Source organism: Janibacter massiliensis (assembly GCF_900289115.1).
Lineage (GTDB): Bacteria > Actinomycetota > Actinomycetes > Actinomycetales > Dermatophilaceae > Janibacter_A > Janibacter_A massiliensis.
In genome coordinates, this window is the sequence record NZ_LT985196.1 from 223,372 (window position 1) to 241,971 (window position 18,600).

General features: G+C 69.6%; 12 protein-coding genes. 1 reads left to right on the top strand and 11 read right to left on the bottom strand.

The genetic code is table 11. The features are described from left to right. Positions 1-70: 70 nt before the first annotated feature. From fusA to rpoB, 8 genes are all read right to left on the bottom strand, one after another. Positions 71-2,188, bottom strand: a complete 2,118-nt coding sequence (gene fusA / locus DAA34_RS01145) for an elongation factor G (protein WP_106817261.1) — start codon at positions 2,186-2,188, stop codon at positions 71-73. Positions 2,189-2,305: 117 nt separating this feature from the next. Further along, positions 2,306-2,776 carry a 30S ribosomal protein S7 gene (gene rpsG, locus DAA34_RS01150; protein WP_106817262.1) on the bottom strand — a complete coding sequence of 157 codons (471 nt, stop codon included), beginning with the start codon at positions 2,774-2,776 and terminating at the stop codon, positions 2,306-2,308. Beyond that, positions 2,776-3,150 carry a 30S ribosomal protein S12 gene (rpsL, locus tag DAA34_RS01155; RefSeq protein ID WP_050668617.1) on the bottom strand — a complete coding sequence of 125 codons (375 nt, stop codon included), beginning with the start codon at positions 3,148-3,150 and terminating at the stop codon, positions 2,776-2,778. Before rpsL ends, rpsG begins: the two co-directional genes overlap by 1 nt. A gap of 247 nt (positions 3,151-3,397) precedes the next feature. After that, entirely contained in the window at positions 3,398-6,112 is a 2,715-nt protein-coding gene (gene ppdK, locus DAA34_RS01160; protein WP_106817263.1) for a pyruvate, phosphate dikinase, read from the bottom strand. Positions 6,113-6,192: 80 nt separating this feature from the next. Then, entirely contained in the window at positions 6,193-6,465 is a 273-nt protein-coding gene (locus DAA34_RS01165) for a hypothetical protein (RefSeq protein WP_106817264.1), read from the bottom strand. 91 nt (positions 6,466-6,556) lie between these two features. Continuing rightward, a complete protein-coding gene (locus DAA34_RS01170; protein ID WP_106817265.1) occupies positions 6,557-6,832 on the bottom strand; it encodes an HU family DNA-binding protein in 276 nt (91 codons plus the stop codon). Positions 6,833-7,085: 253 nt separating this feature from the next. Further along, positions 7,086-10,991, bottom strand: a complete 3,906-nt coding sequence (locus DAA34_RS01175; protein ID WP_106817266.1) for a DNA-directed RNA polymerase subunit beta' — start codon at positions 10,989-10,991, stop codon at positions 7,086-7,088. Between the two features lie 72 nt (positions 10,992-11,063). Next, positions 11,064-14,576, bottom strand: coding sequence for a DNA-directed RNA polymerase subunit beta (rpoB, locus tag DAA34_RS01180; RefSeq protein ID WP_106817267.1), 3,513 nt, complete (start codon positions 14,574-14,576; stop codon positions 11,064-11,066). A gap of 383 nt (positions 14,577-14,959) precedes the next feature. Here rpoB and DAA34_RS01185 point away from each other — a divergent pair, with 383 nt between their 5' ends. Next, the gene (locus DAA34_RS01185; protein ID WP_106817268.1) at positions 14,960-16,195 is read left to right on the top strand and encodes a phospholipase D-like domain-containing protein; all 1,236 of its coding nucleotides are present in this window, start codon (positions 14,960-14,962) and stop codon (positions 16,193-16,195) included. Between the two features lie 85 nt (positions 16,196-16,280). On the opposite strand, the gene rplL is transcribed toward DAA34_RS01185, so the two are convergent. The 3 genes from rplL to DAA34_RS01200 all read right to left on the bottom strand — a co-directional run bounded on the left by rplL (position 16,281) and on the right by DAA34_RS01200 (position 18,575). Next, positions 16,281-16,676 (bottom strand): 50S ribosomal protein L7/L12, encoded by a 396-nt coding sequence (gene rplL / locus DAA34_RS01190; protein WP_106817269.1) that lies wholly within the window; start codon positions 16,674-16,676, stop codon positions 16,281-16,283. Between the two features lie 90 nt (positions 16,677-16,766). Beyond that, entirely contained in the window at positions 16,767-17,384 is a 618-nt protein-coding gene (gene rplJ, locus DAA34_RS01195; RefSeq protein ID WP_106817270.1) for a 50S ribosomal protein L10, read from the bottom strand. 357 nt (positions 17,385-17,741) lie between these two features. After that, on the bottom strand, positions 17,742-18,575 hold the full coding sequence (locus DAA34_RS01200; RefSeq protein ID WP_158707545.1) for a hypothetical protein: 834 nt from the start codon (positions 18,573-18,575) through the stop codon (positions 17,742-17,744). Positions 18,576-18,600 lie beyond the last annotated feature (25 nt).

Sequence of the window (18,600 nt, forward strand, 5' to 3'; positions counted from 1 at the left end):
TGGCGTCGTTCTGGGGGTGGTGCTGGTGCTGCGTGGTGCCCTTAGAGGCGGGAGCGGTTGAGTGTACCGCTCACTCCCCGCGGGTCTTCTTGATGATCTCCTCGGCCACGGCCTTGGGGACCTCGGCGTAGGAGTCGAACTCCATCGAGTAGTTCGCGCGACCCTGGGTCTTGGACCGCAGGTCGCCGACGTACCCGAACATCTCGCTCAGCGGGACGAGGCCGCGCACGACCTTGGCACCGCTGACGTCCTCCATGGACTGGATCTGTCCACGGCGGGCGTTGATGTCACCGATGACGTCACCCATGTAGTCCTCGGGGGTACGGACCTCGACGCTCATCATCGGCTCCATGAGGACCGGGTCGGCCTTGCGGACGGCCTCCTTGAGCGCCATCGAACCGGCGATCTTGAACGCCATCTCCGAGGAGTCGACGTCGTGGTACGCACCGTCGAGCAGGGTCGCCTTGATCCCGACGAGCGGGTAGCCGGCGAGCACGCCGTACTGCATGGCGTCCTGGATGCCGGCGTCGACCGAGGGGATGTACTCGCGCGGGACACGACCACCGGTGACCTGGTTGTCGAACTCGTACAGATCCTCGGACTCGGTCGTGTCCAGCGGCTCGAGGCTGATCTGGACCTTCGCGAACTGACCGGAACCACCCGTCTGCTTCTTGTGCGTGTAGTCGTACTTCTCGACGGCCCGACGGATGGTCTCGCGGTAGGCGACCTGCGGCTTGCCAACGTTCGCCTCGACCTTGAACTCGCGCTTCATCCGGTCGACGAGGATGTCGAGGTGGAGCTCGCCCATGCCGGCGATGATCGTCTGGCCGGTCTCCTCGTCGAGCTCGACGCGGAACGTCGGGTCCTCCTCGGCGAGCTTCTGGATAGCGGTGCCGAGCTTCTCCTGGTCGCCCTTCGTCTTGGGCTCGATGGCGACCTGGATGACGGGCTCGGGGAAGGTCATCGACTCGAGGACGACCGGGGCGTTGATGTCGCAGAGCGTGTCACCGGTGGTGGTCCCCTTGAGACCGATGGCCGCGTAGATGTGCCCGGCGAGGGCCTCCTCGACCGGGTTCTCCTTGTTCGCGTGCATCTGGAAGAGCTTGCCGACGCGCTCCTTCTTGCCCTTCGTCGAGTTGAGCACCTGGGTGCCCGCGTCGATCCGGCCCGAGTAGACCCGGATGAAGGTGAGCGTGCCGAAGAACGGGTGCGCCGCGACCTTGAACGCCAGCGCCGAGAAGGGCTCGTCCGTCGAGGGACGGCGCATGATCTTCTCGTCCTCGTCGTTCGGGGCGTGGCCCTCCATCGCCGGGACGTCGAGCGGGCTGGGGAGGTAGTCGCAGACCGCGTCGAGGATCGGCTGGACGCCACGGTTCTTGAACGCGGAGCCGCAGAAGACCGGGTACAGCTCGGAGTCGATCGTCAGCTTGCGGATCCCGGCCTTGAGCTCCTCGATCGTCAGCTCCTCGCCACCGAGGTACTTCTCCATGAGGGCGTCGTCGGCCTCGGCGACGCGCTCGACGAGGTGGTTGCGGTACTCCTCGGCCTTCTCGAGCAGGTCCGCGGGGATCTCCTCGATCTCGTACTTCGAGCCCATCGTCACGTCGCCCTTGGCGTCGCCGGGCCAGGTGAGCGCACGCATGTAGAGCAGGTCGACGACACCGACGAAGTCGTTCTCGGCGCCGATCGGCAGCTGCATGACGAGCGGCTCCGCGCCGAGGCGGTCCTTGATCGTGTCGACCGTGAAGTAGAAGTCCGCGCCGAGCTTGTCCATCTTGTTGACGAACGCGATGCGGGGGACGTTGTACTTGTCGGCCTGGCGCCAGACCGTCTCGGACTGGGGCTCGACACCCTCCTTGCCGTCGAAGACCGCGACGGCACCGTCGAGGACGCGCAGCGAGCGCTCGACCTCGACCGTGAAGTCGACGTGGCCCGGGGTGTCGATGATGTTGATCTGGGTGCCCTCCCAGAAGGAGGTGACAGCGGCGGAGGTGATGGTGATCCCCCGCTCCTTCTCCTGCTCCATCCAGTCCGTCGTCGAGGCACCGTCGTGCGTCTCACCGATCTTGTGGTTGACACCGGTGTAGAAGAGGATGCGCTCCGTCGTCGTCGTCTTGCCGGCGTCGATGTGCGCCATGATGCCGATGTTGCGGACCTTGTTGAGGTCCGTCAGGACGTCGAGTGCCACTCGTTTCTCATCTCGTTCGTGGGACTGATCTGGGGGGTCGTGCGCACCGCTGCCGCGGTGGTCGTGCGCCACCGGCGCACCGGCGGGGTGGCCCCGGTCGGGACCACCCCGGCGGCGTCACCAGCGGTAGTGCGCGAAGGCCTTGTTCGACTCGGCCATCTTGTGCGTGTCCTCGCGACGCTTGACCGCGGCACCGAGACCGTTGCTCGCGTCGAGGATCTCGTTCATGAGGCGCTCGGTCATCGTCTTCTCGCGGCGCTGCCGGGCGTAGCCGACGAGCCAGCGGAGCGAGAGGGTCGTCGCGCGACCCGGCTTGACCTCGATCGGGACCTGGTAGGTCGCACCACCGACCCGGCGGGACTTGACCTCGAGGCTCGGGCGGACGTTGTCCAGCGCGCGCTTGAGCGTCTGCACCGGGTCCGTGCCGGTCTTGTCGCGGCAGCCCTCGAGGGCGCCGTAGACGATGCGCTCGGCGGTCGACTTCTTGCCGTCGAGAAGGATCTTGTTGACGAGCTGCGTGACGAGGGGGCTGCCGTAGACGGGGTCGACGACGAGCGGCCGCTTCGGGGCGGGACCCTTGCGAGGCATTACTTCTTCTCCTTCTTGGCGCCGTAGCGGCTGCGGGCCTGCTGGCGACCCTTGACACCCTGGGTGTCGAGCGAACCGCGGATGATCTTGTAACGGACACCGGGAAGGTCCTTCACACGGCCACCACGCACGAGCACGATCGAGTGCTCCTGCAGGTTGTGACCGACGCCCGGGATGTACGCCGTGACCTCGATGCCCGAGGTGAGGCGGACGCGCGCGACCTTGCGGAGCGCGGAGTTCGGCTTCTTGGGGGTGGTGGTGTACACGCGCGTGCACACCCCGCGGCGCTGCGGCGAGCCCTTGAGCGCAGGAGTCGAGACCTTCGAGGCCTTGTCCTGCCGGCCCTTGCGCACCAGCTGGTTGATCGTGGGCAACCTGTTCTCCGTCTGTATCGATGTGATCCGCCCCGCGAACGGGGCTCCTTGACCTACGCCCTCGACCCCCGAGGTCGGGTATGTCGTGGGCGGGCTCCTCCCTGCACTCCCGGCTGCGGCATCGGCCGCGTCGAGCTCCGGGCGCCCGGCAGGAGGTGGTCGCAGGCACACGTGTGCCCGTTACCTCGGTCGAGACTACCGGCGGGCCACCGGGCGGCCAAATCGCGCGGCGACGCCCGGGGCCTGCTCAGTCCCGCGCCGCGACGGCCGCGCGGCCGGCCTCGAGCCGCGCGATCGGCACGCGGAACGGCGAGCAGGAGACGTAGTCGAGCCCGGCGCGGTGGAAGAAGTCGACGGACTCCGGGTCGCCGCCGTGCTCCCCGCACACGCCGGTCTTCAGCGTCGCCTTCCTCGCCCGGCCCTCGGAGACGGCCAGGGTGATGAGGCGACCGACCCCGTCGACGTCGAGGGTCTCGAAGGGTGACACCGGGAAGACCCCCTTCTCGAGGTAGGTGGAGAAGAAGCTGCTCTCGACGTCGTCCCGGCTGAAGCCCCACGTCGTCTGGGTGAGGTCGTTCGTCCCGAAGGAGAAAAAGTCGGCCGAGCCGGCGATCGCACCCGCCGTCAGGCAGGCGCGCGGCAGCTCCATCATCGTGCCGATGGAGACCGGCTCGCCCGGGCCGGGGTCCTCGCCGTGGGCCCGGGCGATCTCGAGCGCCTCGGCGCGGACGAGGTCGAGCTCCTCGACCGAGTCGACGAGCGGCACCATGATCTCGACCGTGCCGCGGTGGCCGGTCCGGCGGACCTCGACGAAGGCCTCGAGGATGGCCCGGATCTGCATGGCGAACAGGCCCGGGCGCGCGATCCCGAGGCGGACGCCTCGCAGGCCGAACATCGGGTTCGACTCGTGCAGGCGCTCGACCGCGGCGAGCATCCGACGGCGGCCGGGGTCGGACTCGCCGCGCTCCGTCGCGAGCGCCTCGTCGACGGTGAGGTCGACGAGGTTCGGCAGGAACTCGTGCAGCGGCGGGTCGATGAGCCGGACGGTGACGGGCCGGTCCCCCATCGCCCGGAAGATCTCGACGAAGTCCTGCTTCTGCAGGGGGCGCAGCGCCTCGAGGGCGCCCTCCCGCTCGGCATCGCCTTCCGCGAGGATGAGGTGCTCGACGAGCTCGCGCCGCTCGCCGAGGAACATGTGCTCGGTACGGCACAGGCCGATCCCCTCCGCGCCGAAACGGACGGCACGGGCCGCGTCCTCGGGCGTGTCCGCGTTGGCCCGCACCTTGAGCCGGCGGGCGTCGTCGGCGATCGCCATGATCCGCGCGACGGCGCGGACGACCTCCGCTGCGCCCTCGTCGGGGACGGTGCGTCCCTCGAAGAAGTCGACGACCGGGCTCGGCACGACGTCCACCGCACCCTCGAAGACCCCGCCGGTGCTGCCGTCGATCGAGATGACGTCGCCCTCGTGGAGGATGTGCCCCGCCTCGCCCCGCACCATGAGGGACCTGTTCGCGACGTCGACGACGAGGGACTCCGCCCCGCAGACGCACGTCTTGCCCATCCCCCGCGCGACGACGGCCGCGTGGCTGGTCTTGCCGCCGCGGGAGGTGAGGATGCCCCGCGCGGCGATCATGCCCTCGAGGTCGTCCGGCGTCGTCTCCGCACGGACGAGGATGACGTCCTCCCCCGCCGCCGCCCGGCGGGCCGCCGTGGCCGAGTCGAAGACGATCGCCCCGACCGCAGCGCCGGGGCTGGCCGCGACGGCCCGGGTGAGGACGCGCGCGGAGGAGTCGGTGGCGAACCGGGGGAACATGAGCATCGACAGCTGCTGCCCCGTGACCCGACGCAGCGCCTCGTGCGCGTCGATGACCCCCTCGTCGACGAGCTGGCAGGCGATGCGGAAGGCGGCCTCGGCGGTGCGCTTGCCGACCCGCGTCTGCAGCATCCACAGCCGACCGCGCTCGATCGTGAACTCGATGTCGCACAGGTCGCGGTAGTGCCCCTCGAGCCGATCCATCGCGGCACGGAGCTCGACGTAGGCAGCGGGCGAGACGTGCTCGAGCTCCGCGAGCGGCGAGGTGTTGCGGATCCCGGCGACGACGTCCTCGCCCTGGGCGTTCATGAGGAAGTCGCCGTAGACGCCGGTCGCACCCGTCGCCGGGTCTCGGGTGAAGCACACGCCCGTGCCGGAGTCGTCGGAGAGGTTGCCGAAGACCATCGCCTGCACGTTCACCGCCGTGCCGAGGTCGTGCGGGATCCGCTCCTGACGCCGGTAGAGGACCGCCCGCTCACCGGTCCAGCTGGTGAAGACGGCACGGATCGCGGCGTCGAGCTGCTCGCGCGGGTCCTGCGGGAAGTCCCGGCCGGTGGCGGCGTGGATCGCGCGCTTGAAGCTCTCGACGAGCGACCGGAGGTCGTCGGCGGTCAGACCCGTGTCCGCCTCGACACCCCGCTCTGTCTTCAGCTCCTCGATCCGCGTCTCGAAGACCTCGCCGTCCACGCCCATGACGGTCCGGCCGAACATCTGGACCAGCCGGCGGTAGGAGTCCCATGCGAAGCGCTCGGACCCGGAGGCGGCAGCGAGCCCGGCCACCGAGTCGTCGTTGAGCCCGATGTTGAGGACGGTCTCCATCATCCCGGGCATCGAGAACTTCGCGCCCGAGCGGACGGACACGAGCAGCGGCTCGGCGGTCGCCCCCAGGCGGCGCCCCATCTCCGACTCCATCCGCGCCAGGTGCGTCGACACCTCGTCCGGCAGCTGGGCGGGCTCCTCGCCGTGGGCGAGGAAGTACCGGCAGGCGTCGGTCGTGATCGTGAACCCCGGTGGGACGGGAAGCCCGAGCCGCACCATCTCGGCGAGGTTCGCGCCCTTGCCCCCGAGCCGGTCCTTCTCGCTCATCGACCCCTCGGTGAAGTCGAAGACGTAGCGATCCACCTGCGCCCCGTCGCGCCTGCCGTCCATCGCCGTTCCTCCTCGCCCACCCGTCGTTCGGGCGGTCCCTCCATTCCATCACCCGCAGCCGCCGCGTGGTGGGACGGCCGTCAGAAGGGGGCCTGGGCCCCCGTGAGGACGAGCACGAGACGGTAGGCGGCGATCACGAGCAGGGTGACGACGATGACGGTCGCATCGAGACGGTGACGCCCGGACCAGCGGCTGACGGCCCATGCCGCCAGCCCCACCGCGAGCAGCTTCGTCGTCAGGCCCGCGGGCTTGAGCGCGAGCAGGACGGCGGCGAGGAGCAGACCGACGGCGATCGCGCGGTCCCGCAGCCTCGCCCCGCGGCCGGCCGGAGGGTTCGGCGTCGGCGTGGTCATACGGGGATCCTCTCAGCCCGGGACGGCTCGAGGCCGCCGACCCAGCGGTCGACGGCCTCGATCAGCGCGGCGGGCACGGCCCGCCGGCGGGTCACTTCTTGACGGCGTTCTTCAACGCAGAGCCGGCCGTGAGCTTGGCGGCGAAACCGGCCGGGATGGTCATCGACTCACCGGTCTGCGGGTTGCGGCCCTGGCGGGCGGCGCGCTCGGTGCGCTCCAGCGAGAAGAAGCCGGGGACGCTGACCTTCTCACCCTTGGCGACGGCGTCGACGAGGACGTCCTGCATGGCGGTGATGACGGCAGCGGCCTGGGCGGCGGAGACGCCGGCCTTCTCGGCGACGGCGGAGGCGAGCTCGGACTTGTTCATGTGGATCTCCGTTTCGGTTCACGGGCGGCCGGTCGGCCACCTGGACGTTCCACGACGGGGTGGTCCCGCGGGTCCGGGCCGACCGCAGCCAACCCGTCTGCCGCCCACACTACGCACGATCGCCGGAAATCCGGGGATCCTCAGCGAGTCGCGCGTTCCGCGCGTGGTCCGGGGCGCCCCGACCCGGGCCGGCCCGCACGCAGGGCGGCCCCGCACCCGGGGCGGGTACGGGGCCGTCCTGATCGGACCTGCGTCAGCGGAGCTCGTCGAGGCCGAGCTCGGCGTCGTCGAGGCGGATCGCCTCTCCGGTGCCGGGGCCGAACGCGGCGTAGCCGTAGTCCTCGTAGCTCGGCATCGAGTACGCGGCGGCCTTCGCCTCCTCGGTCGGCTCGACCGCGACGTCGCGGTAGCGGGACAGACCCGTACCCGCCGGGATGAGCTTTCCGAGGATGACGTTCTCCTTGAGGCCGAGCAGCGGGTCGGAGCGACCCTCCATCGCGGCCTCGGTGAGCACCCGCGTCGTCTCCTGGAAGGAGGCGGCCGAGAGCCACGAGTCGGTCGCCAGCGACGCCTTCGTGATGCCCATGAGCTGCGGACGCGCGGCCGCCGGGGTGCCGCCCTCGGCGACGACCCGACGGTTCTCCTCCTCGAAGCGGGCGCGCTCGGCGAGCATGCCCGGCAGGAGGTCGGTGTCGTGCGCCTCGAGGATGGTCACCCGGCGGAGCATCTGCCGGACGATGACCTCGATGTGCTTGTCGTGGATCGACACACCCTGCTGGCGGTAGACCCCCTGGACCTCGTCGACGAGGTGCTTCTGCGCCTGGCGCGGGCCGAGGATGCGCAGCACCTCCTTGGGGTCGATCGCACCCTGGACGAGCTGGTCACCGACCTCGACCGAGCCGCCGTCCTCGACGAGCAGGCGCGCACGCTTGCTCACCGGGTAGGCCTGCTCCTCGCTGCCGTCGTCGGGGACGACGACGATCTGCTTGCCCTTGTCGGTCTCCTCGACGCGGACGCGACCGGCCGCCTCCGAGATCGGCGCGACACCCTTGGGCGTCCGGGCCTCGAAGAGCTCGACGACACGCGGCAGACCGTGGGTGATGTCGTCACCGGCCACACCACCGGTGTGGAAGGTCCGCATCGTCAGCTGGGTGCCGGGCTCACCGATCGACTGGGCCGCGATGATGCCGACGGCCTCGCCGATGTCGACGAGCTGACCGGTCGCCAGCGAGCGACCGTAGCAGCGGGCGCACGTGCCGACCTTCGACTCGCAGGTGAGGACGGAGCGAACCTTGAGCTCGTCGACACCCGCCTGGTAGAGCCGCTCGATGGCGACGTCGCCGATGTCGTCCCCGGCGCGGTAGAGGACCTCGCCGTCCTTCTCGACGTCGGCCGCGAGGCACCGGGCGTACACGGTGAACTCGACGACCTCGTGCTTGCGCCGCTCGCCCGTCACCGGGTCGGCCTCGGCGATCGGCATCGTCAGGCCGCGCGTGGTCCCGCAGTCCTCCTCGCGGACGATGACGTCCTGGGAGACGTCGACGAGACGACGGGTGAGGTACCCCGAGTCGGCCGTACGCAGGGCGGTGTCGGCCAGACCCTTGCGGGCGCCGTGCGTCGAGATGAAGAACTCGACGACGGACAGGCCCTCACGGAAGTTCGTCCGGATCGGGCGCGGGATGATCTCGCCCTTCGGGTTGGCCATGAGCCCGCGCATGCCGGCGATCTGCCGCAGCTGGAACCAGTTGCCTCGGGCACCGGAGGAGACCATGCGGAAGATCGGGTTCTTGCGCGGGAAGTTGTTCTCCATCTCCTTGGAGACCTCGTTGGTCGCCTGGGTCCAGATCTCGATGAGCTCCTGGCGGCGCTCGTCGTCGGTGATGAGACCGCGCTCGTACTGCGTCTGGACCTTCGTCGCCTTCGCCTCGTAGCCCTCGAGGATCTCGCCCTTGCGCGGCGGGGTGACGACGTCCGAGACCGCGACGGTCGTGCCCGAGCGGGAGGCCCAGTAGTACCCGGCCTCCTTGAGCGCGTCGAGGGACGCGGCGACCTGGACCTTCGAGTACCGCTCGGCGAGGTCGTTGACGATGCGGCCGAGCCGCTTCTTGTCGACCGGCTCGTCGACGAACGGGTAGTCGACCGGCATCGCCTGGTTGAACAGGGCGCGGCCGAGCGTCGTGTCGGCGAGCCAGGTGGCGACCCGGCCGTCCTCGGCGACCTCGGTGCCCTCGGGCAGCGCGGTGCCCGCCGGCGGGACGATGTCGACGAGCCGGACCCGGATCGGGGTACCGATCTTGATCTCGCCGGCGTCGTAGGCCATGCGTGCCTCGGCCACCGTCGAGAACGCCCGGCGGTCCTTCTGCTCGACCTCGTCGGCACCCTCGACCTCGGAGGTGAGGTGGAAGAGCCCGATGATCATGTCCTGCGTCGGCATCGTCACCGGGCGACCGTCGGCCGGCTTGAGGATGTTGTTCGAGGACAGCATGAGGATGCGGGCCTCGGCCTGCGCCTCCGTCGACAGCGGCAGGTGCACGGCCATCTGGTCACCGTCGAAGTCCGCGTTGAAGGCGGTGCAGACGAGCGGGTGGATCTGGATGGCCTTGCCCTCGACCAGCTGCGGCTCGAAGGCCTGGATGCCGAGGCGGTGCAGCGTCGGCGCCCGGTTGAGCAGGACCGGGTGCTCGGTGATGACCTCCTCGAGCACGTCCCACACCTGCGGCCGCTGCCGCTCGACCATCCGCTTGGCGGACTTGATGTTCTGGGCGAGGTCGAGGTCGACGAGACGCTTCATGACGAACGGCTTGAACAGCTCGAGCGCCATCTGCTTCGGCAGACCGCACTGGTGGAGCTTGAGCTGCGGGCCGACGACGATGACCGAACGGCCCGAGTAGTCGACGCGCTTGCCGAGTAGGTTCTGGCGGAACCGACCCTGCTTGCCCTTGAGCATGTCGGACAGCGACTTCAGCGGCCGGTTGCCCGGGCCGGTGACGGGACGGCCGCGGCGACCGTTGTCGAACAGGTTGTCGACGGCCTCCTGGAGCATCCGCTTCTCGTTGTTGACGATGATCTCCGGCGCGCCGAGGTCGAGCAGCCGCTTGAGGCGGTTGTTCCGGTTGATGACGCGGCGGTAGAGGTCGTTGAGGTCCGAGGTGGCGAAGCGGCCACCGTCGAGCTGGACCATCGGACGCAGGTCCGGCGGGATGACCGGGATCGCGTCGAGGACCATGCCCACGGGCTCGTTGTCGGTCGTGAGGAAGGCGGTGACGACCTTGAGACGCTTGAGGGCGCGGGTCTTCTTCTGGCCCTTGCCCGTCGCGATGATCTCGCGCAGGACCTCGACCTCGGCCTCGAGGTCGAAGGTCTCCAGGCGCTTCTGGATCGCCGCGGCGCCCATCCCGCCCTCGAAGTACATGCCGAAGCGGTCACGCATCTCGCGGTAGAGGATCTCGTCGCCCTCGAGGTCCTGGACCTTGAGGTTCTTGAACCGGTCCCAGACCTGCGTGAGGCGCTCGACCTGCTGGTCGGCCCGCTTGCGGATCTGGTTCATCTCGCGCTCGGCCGAGTCGCGGACCTTCCGCTTCTGGTCCGACTTCGCGCCCTCCTCCTCGAGCTGCGCGACGTCCTGCTCGAGCTTCTTGGCGCGCGCCTCGATGTCGGCGTCGCGCTTGTTCTCCAGCTCCTTGCGCTCGACCTCGATCTGCGCCTCGAGCGAGGGCAGGTCGGCGTGCCGCTGCTCCTCGTCGACGTGCGTGATCATGTAGGCCGCGAAGTAGATGACCTTCTCGAGGTCCTTCGGGGCGAGGTCGAGGAGGTACCCCAGGCGGCTCGGGACGCCCTTGAAGTACCAGATGTGGGTGACCGGGGCGGCGAGCTCGATGTGGCCCATCCGCTCACGCCGGACGCCCGCGCGGGTCACCTCGACGCCGCAGCGCTCGCAGATGATGCCCTTGAAGCGGACGCGCTTGTACTTGCCGCAGGAGCACTCCCAGTCCCGGGTGGGGCCGAAGATGCGCTCGCAGAACAGGCCCTCCTTCTCCGGCTTGAGGGTGCGGTAGTTGATGGTCTCCGGCTTCTTGACCTCGCCGTGGCTCCACTCGCGGATGTCCGCGGCGGTGGCCAGGCCGATGCGCAGCTCGTCGAAGAAGTTGACGTCGAGCACGGTGTCCTTCTCTCGTTCGGTGTCGAGGAGGTCTGACGGGAGCGGGGCGCCGGTGGGGGCGCCCCGCTCCCGTCAGACCTCCTCGACGCTGCTCGGCTCGCGCCGGGAGAGGTCGATGCCGAGCTCCTCGGCGGCGCGGAACACGTCCTCCTCGTTCTCGCGCATCTCGATCGCGCTGCCGTCCGTCGAGAGGACCTCGACGTCGAGGCAGAGGGACTGCATCTCCTTGATGAGGACCTTGAAGGACTCCGGGATGCCCGGCTCGGGGATGTTGTCGCCCTTGACGATGGCCTCGTACACCTTGACGCGGCCGTTGACGTCGTCCGACTTGATCGTCAGCAGCTCCTGGAGGGCGTAGCTGGCGCCGTAGGCCTCGAGCGCCCAGACCTCCATCTCGCCGAACCGCTGACCACCGAACTGCGCCTTACCACCGAGCGGCTGCTGGGTGATCATCGAGTACGGCCCCGTGCTGCGCGCGTGGATCTTGTCGTCCACGAGGTGGTGCAGCTTGAGGATGTACATGTAGCCGACCGAGACCGGGTCCGGGTACGGCTCGCCCGAGCGCCCGTCGAACAGCTGCGCCTTGCCGGAAGCACCGATGAGGCGCTGGCCGTCGCGGGTCTTGCGGGTGCTGTCGAGCAGGCCCTTGATCTCCTCCTCGCGGGCACCGTCGAAGACGGGGCTGGCGACGCGCGAGTTCGGCTCGGCCGCACGGGCGTCCTGCGGGATGAGCTCCGCCCACTCCGGGTTGCCCTCGATCTCCCAGCCGCGGCTGGCCGCCCAGCCGAGGTGGAGCTCGAGGATCTGACCGATGTTCATCCGGCCGGGGACGCCGAGCGGGTTGAGGACGACGTCGACGGGCGTGCCGTCCTCGAGGAAGGGCATGTCCTCGACCGGGAGGATCTTGGAGATGACGCCCTTGTTGCCGTGCCGGCCGGCGAGCTTGTCGCCGTCGGTGATCTTGCGCCGGTTGGCGACGTGGACCCGGACGAGCTGGTTGACGCCCGGGGGCAGCTCGTCGCCGGCGTCCTTGTCGAAGACCTTGACGCCGATGACGGTGCCGGTCTCGCCGTGGGGCACCTTGAGGGAGGTGTCGCGGACCTCGCGCGCCTTCTCACCGAAGATCGCGCGCAGGAGGCGCTCCTCCGGCGTCAGCTCGGTCTCGCCCTTCGGCGTGACCTTGCCGACGAGCAGGTCGCCGTCGCGGACCTCGGCGCCGATGCGGATGATGCCGCGCTCGTCGAGGTCGGCGAGGACCTCCTCGGCGACGTTCGGGATGTCCCGCGTGATCTCCTCGGGGCCGAGCTTCGTGTCGCGGGCGTCGACCTCGTGCTCCTCGATGTGGATCGAGGAGAGGACGTCGTCCTGGACCAGGCGCTGGCTGAGGATGATCGCGTCCTCGTAGTTGTACCCCTCCCACGGCATGAACGCGACGAGGAGGTTGCGCCCCAGCGCCATCTCGCCGCCGTCGGTCGCCGGACCGTCCGCGATGAGCTGGCCGGCCTCGACCCGGTCCCCCTCGGAGACGACGACCCGCTGGTTGTAGCTGTTGCCCTGGTTCGAGCGGGAGAACTTCATGATCTTGTACGTCCGCTGCGTGCCGTCGTCGTGGGCGACGGTGACGAGGTCGGCGGACACGGAGGTGACCGCGCCGGCCTTCTCGGCCCGGACGACGTCACCGGAGTCGAGCGCGGCACGCCACTCCATGCCGGTGCCGACGAGCGGGGCCTCGGCGCGCACGAGCGGGACGGCCTGACGCTGCATGTTCGCGCCCATGAGCGCGCGGTTGGCGTCGTCGTGCTCGAGGAAGGGGATCATCGCGGTCGCGGCGGAGACCATCTGCCGCGGCGAGACGTCCATGTAGTCGACCTCGTCGCCGGGGATGTACTCGACCTCGCCGCCCTTGGACCGGACCAGGACGCGCTCCTCGAGGAACGAGCCGTCCTCGGCCAGCGGCGCGTTCGCCTGGGCGACGACGACCTTGTCCTCCTCGTCGGCGGAGAGGTACTCGACGTCGTCGCTGACGACACCGTTGCTCACCTTGCGGTACGGCGTCTCGATGAAGCCGAACGGGTTGATCCGTCCGTAGCTCGCGAGCGAGCCGATGAGACCGATGTTCGGGCCCTCGGGGGTCTCGATCGGGCACATCCGGCCGTAGTGGCTCGGGTGGACGTCACGGACCTCCATCTGGGCGCGGTCACGGGAGATACCGCCCGGGCCCAGCGCCGAGAGCCGACGCTTGTGCGTCAGACCCGACAGCGGGTTGTTCTGGTCCATGAACTGCGACAGCTGGCTGGTGCCGAAGAACTCCTTGATGGAGGCGACGACCGGCCGGATGTTGATGAGCGTCTGAGGCGTGATCGCCTCGACGTCCTGTGTGGTCATCCGCTCGCGGACGACGCGCTCCATCCGGGACAGGCCCGTGCGGACCTGGTTCTGGATGAGCTCGCCGACGCTGCGCACGCGGCGGTTGCCGAAGTGGTCGATGTCGTCGACCTCGACGGGCACGTCGTACGCCTCGCCGTCGCGCGTGCCCGGGAGGGTCTCGTCGCCGGCGTGGAGGGCGACGAGGTAGCGGATCGTCGCGACGATGTCGTCGATCGAGAGCACCGAGTCCTCGAGCGGCACCTCGACCCCGAGCTTGCGGTTCATCTTGTACCGGCCGACCTTGGCCGTGTCGTACCGCTTCGGGTTGAAGTAGAGGTTGTCCAGCAGCGTCTGGGCGGCCTCGCGGGTCGGCGGCTCGCCCGGACGGAGCTTGCGGTAGAGGTCGAGGAGCGCGTCGTCCTGACCCTCGGTCGTGTCCTTCTCGAGGGTGAGGTCGACCGACTCGTAGTGGCGCTCGGCCCCGTTGGCGTCGACGCCGACGAGCGCCTCGCGGATCTCGGCCTCGGACATGCCGAGGGCCTTGAGCAGGACGGTCGCCGACTGCTTGCGCTTGCGGTCGACGCGGACGCCGATCATGTCGCGCTTGTCGATCTCGAACTCGAGCCACGCACCGCGGCTGGGGATGATCTTCGCCGAGTAGACGTCCTTGTCGGAGGTCTTGTCGGGGGTGCGCTCGAAGTAGACGCCCGGGCTCCGGACGAGCTGGCTGACGACGACCCGCTCGGTGCCGTTGATGACGAACGTGCCGCGCTCGGTCATGAGCGGGAAGTCGCCCATGAAGACCGTCTGGCTCTTGATCTCGCCCGTCGTGTTGTTCATGAACTCGGCGGTGACGAACAGCGGCGCCGAGTACGTCTGGTCGCGCTCCTGGCACTCCTCGATCGAGTACTTGGGCGACTCGAAGCGCGACTCGCGGAAGCTGAGGCTCATCGACTCGGCGAAGTCCTCGATCGGGGAGATCTCCTCGAAGATCTCCTCCAGGCCCGAGCGGTCCGGCACGTCGGTGCGACCGGCCTCGATCGCCTCGGCGACGCGGGCCTGCCACTTCTCGTTGCCGAGCAGCCAGTCGAAGCTCTCCGTCTGGAGCGCGAGGAGGTCCGGGACCTCCAGGGGCTCCCGGATCTTGGCGAACGACAGCCGGCCGGAGGCCGTGCGTGCGGTGGTCAGGGACTGGGGCGCGGTGCGCGAGGCAGCCAAGGGTGGTCCTTCCACGGTCCTCGAGAGACGGAGCGGCGCGCCGTCCGACCGGCATCCTCCGGCCGGGACGCCCACTCGCCGGACGTGGCCGGACCCGCGGGACGGGTCGGGCCACGGCGAGGTGGGGGCGATCAGGGCAGGCAGACGCGGACAGGGCAGCGCAAAGCACAACGATAGCGCATCTGGGCATGACAGTCCAACCCCGTCAAACCGTACGGCCGGGGGCTGGCGCCGGGTCCCGTCGGGCGACGGGCATGGTGCGGCGCGAACGCAACGAGGATGACTCGCGGGGGCGCGCACGTCAAGCAGGCACGGCCGCTGCGGGACCGTGGGGTCGGCAGCCGGGCACCCCGGCCTCGCCGCTGCGTCCTACGCTGGCGGCCATGACCGGCCGACCATCTCTCCGCCGCCTGGCCGTCCGCGGTGGCCTCGCCGTCGTCGGCGCGCAGGTGGCGACAGCCGCCGGTCTCGTCGCAGTGGACCAGGCGCGCAAGAAGGACCGGCCGTACAAGGAGTTCCCCCGCTCCCCCGTGACCACCGTCCCCGTCGAGGGCGGCGAGCTGTCGATCTACTCCTACGGGGACGACGTCTACGACGCGATGCTCGAGGCGATCGGGACCTCCACGACGTCGGTCATGCTCGAGACGTTCATCTGGAAGGACGACGTCCTCGGGCAGCGGTTCAAGGACGCGCTCGTCGCCGCCCACGAGCGGGGGGTCACAGTCCACGTCATCTATGACCGCTTCGCCAACCTCGTCGTCCCGCAGGAGTTCTTCCGCTTCCCGCCGGGTGTCCACGTCAAGCCCCACCCGGTCTTCGCCGGCGGGTGGAAGAGCATCAGCCCGCGATACTCCGGGCGGGATCACCGCAAGCTCCTCGTCGTCGACGACGACACCGCGTTCATCGGCGGGTACAACATCGGGGCCCTGTACGCGACGCAGTGGCGGGACACCCACGCGCGCCTGACCGGAGACCTCGTCGTCGAGCTGAAGAACGCCTTCATCGACTTCTGGAACCTCATTCCCGCCAAGGGCGAGCAGCCGCTGGCGGAGGTGAGGCATCGGACCTGGTCGACGACGATCCGCGTCCACCGGAACATTCCCCGGCACGTGGTGTTCCCCATCCGCTCGATGTACCTCGAGGCGATCGACCGGGCCGAGCACCACATCTACCTGACCCAGGCGTACTTCCTGCCCGACGAGGCCCTGACCCGCGGCCTGGTCAAGGCGGTCGAGCGCGGCGTGGACGTGCAGATCATCGTCCCGGAGATCTCCAACCACGTCGTCGCCGACTGGATCAGCCGGGCGCTCTACGACACCCTCCTCGCCGGCGGGGTACGGATCCTGCGGTACCGCAACGCGATGGTGCACGCCAAGACGGCGACGATCGACGGGCGCTGGTCGACGATCGGGACGGCCAACCTCGACCGGCTCTCGCTCGCCGGCAACTACGAGATCAACATCGAGCTCACCGACAAGGACGTCGCGGCGCGGATGGAGGAGATCTTCGCCACGGACGCCGAGAACTGCGCGGAGCTCACCCTGGAGGAGTGGCGCTCGCGCGGCACGGTCGCGCGGACCGTCGAGGGCCTGCTGTCCCCCTGGCGGCCGATCCTCTGAGGACGGCTGAACGCCGAACGGGCGGGCCGGGATGTTCCCGACCCGCCCGCTGGCGGTGGTGCGCGCGCCCGTCAGGGCGCGGGTGTCACTTGAGCTCGACGGTGGCGCCGGCGCCCTCGAGGGCCTCCTTGGCCTTCTCCGCGGCAGCCTTGTCGACCTTCTCCAGGACGGGCTTCGGGGCGCCGTCGACGAGGTCCTTGGCCTCCTTGAGACCGAGGGACGTGAGGGCGCGCACCTCCTTGATGACCTGGATCTTCTTGTCACCGGCAGCGGTGAGGACGACGTCGAACTCGTCCTTCTCCTCGGCGGCCGGGGCGTCGCCACCGGCGGCGCCACCCGCAGCGCCGGCGGCCGCGACGGCGACCGGGGCGGCGGCGGTGACCTCGAAGGTCTCCTCGAACTGCTTCACGAACTCGGAGAGCTCGATGAGGGTCATCTCCTTGAAGGCCTCAAGGAGCTCGTCGGTGCTGAGCTTCGCCATGATGGGCGTCCTTTCTCGAATGTGTTTCAGCCGTGAGTGGCGTCGTGCTGGTTGTCGAGCGGGCGGAACGCGGGTCACCCCGCGGTCACGTCAGCTCTCGTCGCCACCCTCGGCGACGGTCTCGGTGGCGGCGTCGGCCTCCGCCGGCGCCTCCGTGCTCTCGGCCTCCGCGGCGGCCGGCTGCGCCGGACCCTCCGCCTCGACCTTCTGCCGCAGCGCGTCGACGACCCGGGCCGTCTGGGCGAGCGGGGCCGCGAAGAGGTACACCGCCTGGCTGAGCTGGGCCTTCATGGCACCGGCCAGCTTGGCGAGCAGCACCTCGCGCGACTCGAGGTTCGCGAGCTTGCTGATCTCCTCGACGCTGAGGGCCTTGCCCTCGAGGACACCGCCCTTGATGACGAGGAGCGGGTTGTCCTTGGCGAAGTCACGCAGACCCTTGGCGGCCTCGACCGGGTCGCCCTCGACGAAGGCGATCGCGCTCGGGCCCTCGAGCAGGCCGTCGAACGCCGTGACACCGGCGTCCTTCGCGGCGAGCTCGGTCAGCGTGTTCTTCACCACGGAGTAGGTGGCGTTGCCCCGGAGCTTCGTGCGCAGGTCGGTGATCTGCGCGACGGTCAGCCCGCGGTACTCCGTCAGAACGGCCGCGTTCGAGGTGCGGAGCTTCTCCGACAGCTCAGCGATGGCAGCAGCCTTGTCAGCCTTGGCCATGGGGCCTCCTTCCGTGCGTGGTGCCGTCGGCGAGGGGCCCGAGCACGACGAGAGCCCCGCGCAGGGCACGGGGCTCGGAAGGCACGCCGGAAGGCGTGGATCGGAACTCATGGCCTGCGCTGGACGCCCGCTGCTGCGGGACCTTCGGCCCGTCACCCCGGGACGGGGATCAGGACGACCGGCGGTCTGTGGTCGAGGGGAGACCATACGCGGCCGTCGGGCGGGCGTCCAATCGGCGCCCGGGTCACCCCCTCGCGCCCCTTCACCGGGGTCGATGCACGCGAGGCGTCCCGCCCCGAGGACGCCGCAGGGCCCGACCGCGGCGTGCGGTCGGGCCCTGCGCCGTGCGGCGCGGCGTCAGAGCGTGGCGCCGGTGGACCCGGAGCTCATCTCCGGCATCTGCGCCGTGCCGGCCTCGCCGGCCGGCGGCGCCTCGATCGTCACGTCCTTGCCCCAGTCGGAGTAGGTGACCTCCATCGGGGTGCTCGAGTTGGTGGCCCGGGTCCGGACCGGGAGGTTGTCCTTGTCGACCGTCAGCTCGATCTTCTGGTCCGCGGCGGAGGCCGACGGGGCCGACGTCGAGGAGCTGCTGGAGCCCTTGTTCGGGTCGAGCTTCTCGGCGAGCTTCTTCTGCTGCTCGGCCGTGAGGGTGATCTCGTACGTCGTCTCGTCGCCCGAGGTGCTCTTCACCTTCGCGTCACCGTCTATCCCGCCGATGAGCTTGCCCGGGTCGGTGATGTTCTCGAAGACCCCGATGACCGGGCCCATCATCTTGCTCATCATGTCGGTGCCGTCGGCGGTGATCTTGATCCACTTCTTGCCGCCGGACACCTGGTCGACGCCATCGCCGCTGAGGTAGAGAGTCTTGTCGATGTAGACCATCTCCATCGGGGCGCTCTCCATGTCGCCCTTCATCGTGAAGGCCGGCGTGTCGCCCAGCCGGACCGCGCCCGTGACCTTCTCGTTCTCGCTGTTCATCTCCACCGCGACGGTCTTCTTCTCGGACGTCGCTCCGCTGATCCGCTGAGCGAGCTCCTTGACCGGGACGGTGTCACCGACCTTGACGTCCTGCGCCTGGCTCGCGCCGCCCCCACCGTTGCCACCGTCGGAACCACCGGTCGCGCCGCAGCCCGTGAGCGCGATCGCCATGCCAGCCACGAGCGCAGCGGCGCTCCCCATCGTCTTCTTCATGGGTTGTCTCCCCTGCGGGTCGTCT

Coding starts and splice junctions, on each gene's coding strand:
- rpsG (WP_106817262.1), bottom strand. CDS start 2,776: ATGCCTCGCAAGGGTCCCGCCCCGAAGCGGCCGCTCGTCGTCGACCCC.
- ppdK (WP_106817263.1), bottom strand. CDS start 6,112: ATGGACGGCAGGCGCGACGGGGCGCAGGTGGATCGCTACGTCTTCGAC.
- DAA34_RS01165 (WP_106817264.1), bottom strand. CDS start 6,465: ATGACCACGCCGACGCCGAACCCTCCGGCCGGCCGCGGGGCGAGGCTG.
- DAA34_RS01170 (WP_106817265.1), bottom strand. CDS start 6,832: ATGAACAAGTCCGAGCTCGCCTCCGCCGTCGCCGAGAAGGCCGGCGTC.
- DAA34_RS01185 (WP_106817268.1), top strand. CDS start 14,960: ATGACCGGCCGACCATCTCTCCGCCGCCTGGCCGTCCGCGGTGGCCTC.
- rplL (WP_106817269.1), bottom strand. CDS start 16,676: ATGGCGAAGCTCAGCACCGACGAGCTCCTTGAGGCCTTCAAGGAGATG.
- rplJ (WP_106817270.1), bottom strand. CDS start 17,384: ATGGCCAAGGCTGACAAGGCTGCTGCCATCGCTGAGCTGTCGGAGAAG.
- DAA34_RS01200 (WP_158707545.1), bottom strand. CDS start 18,575: ATGAAGAAGACGATGGGGAGCGCCGCTGCGCTCGTGGCTGGCATGGCG.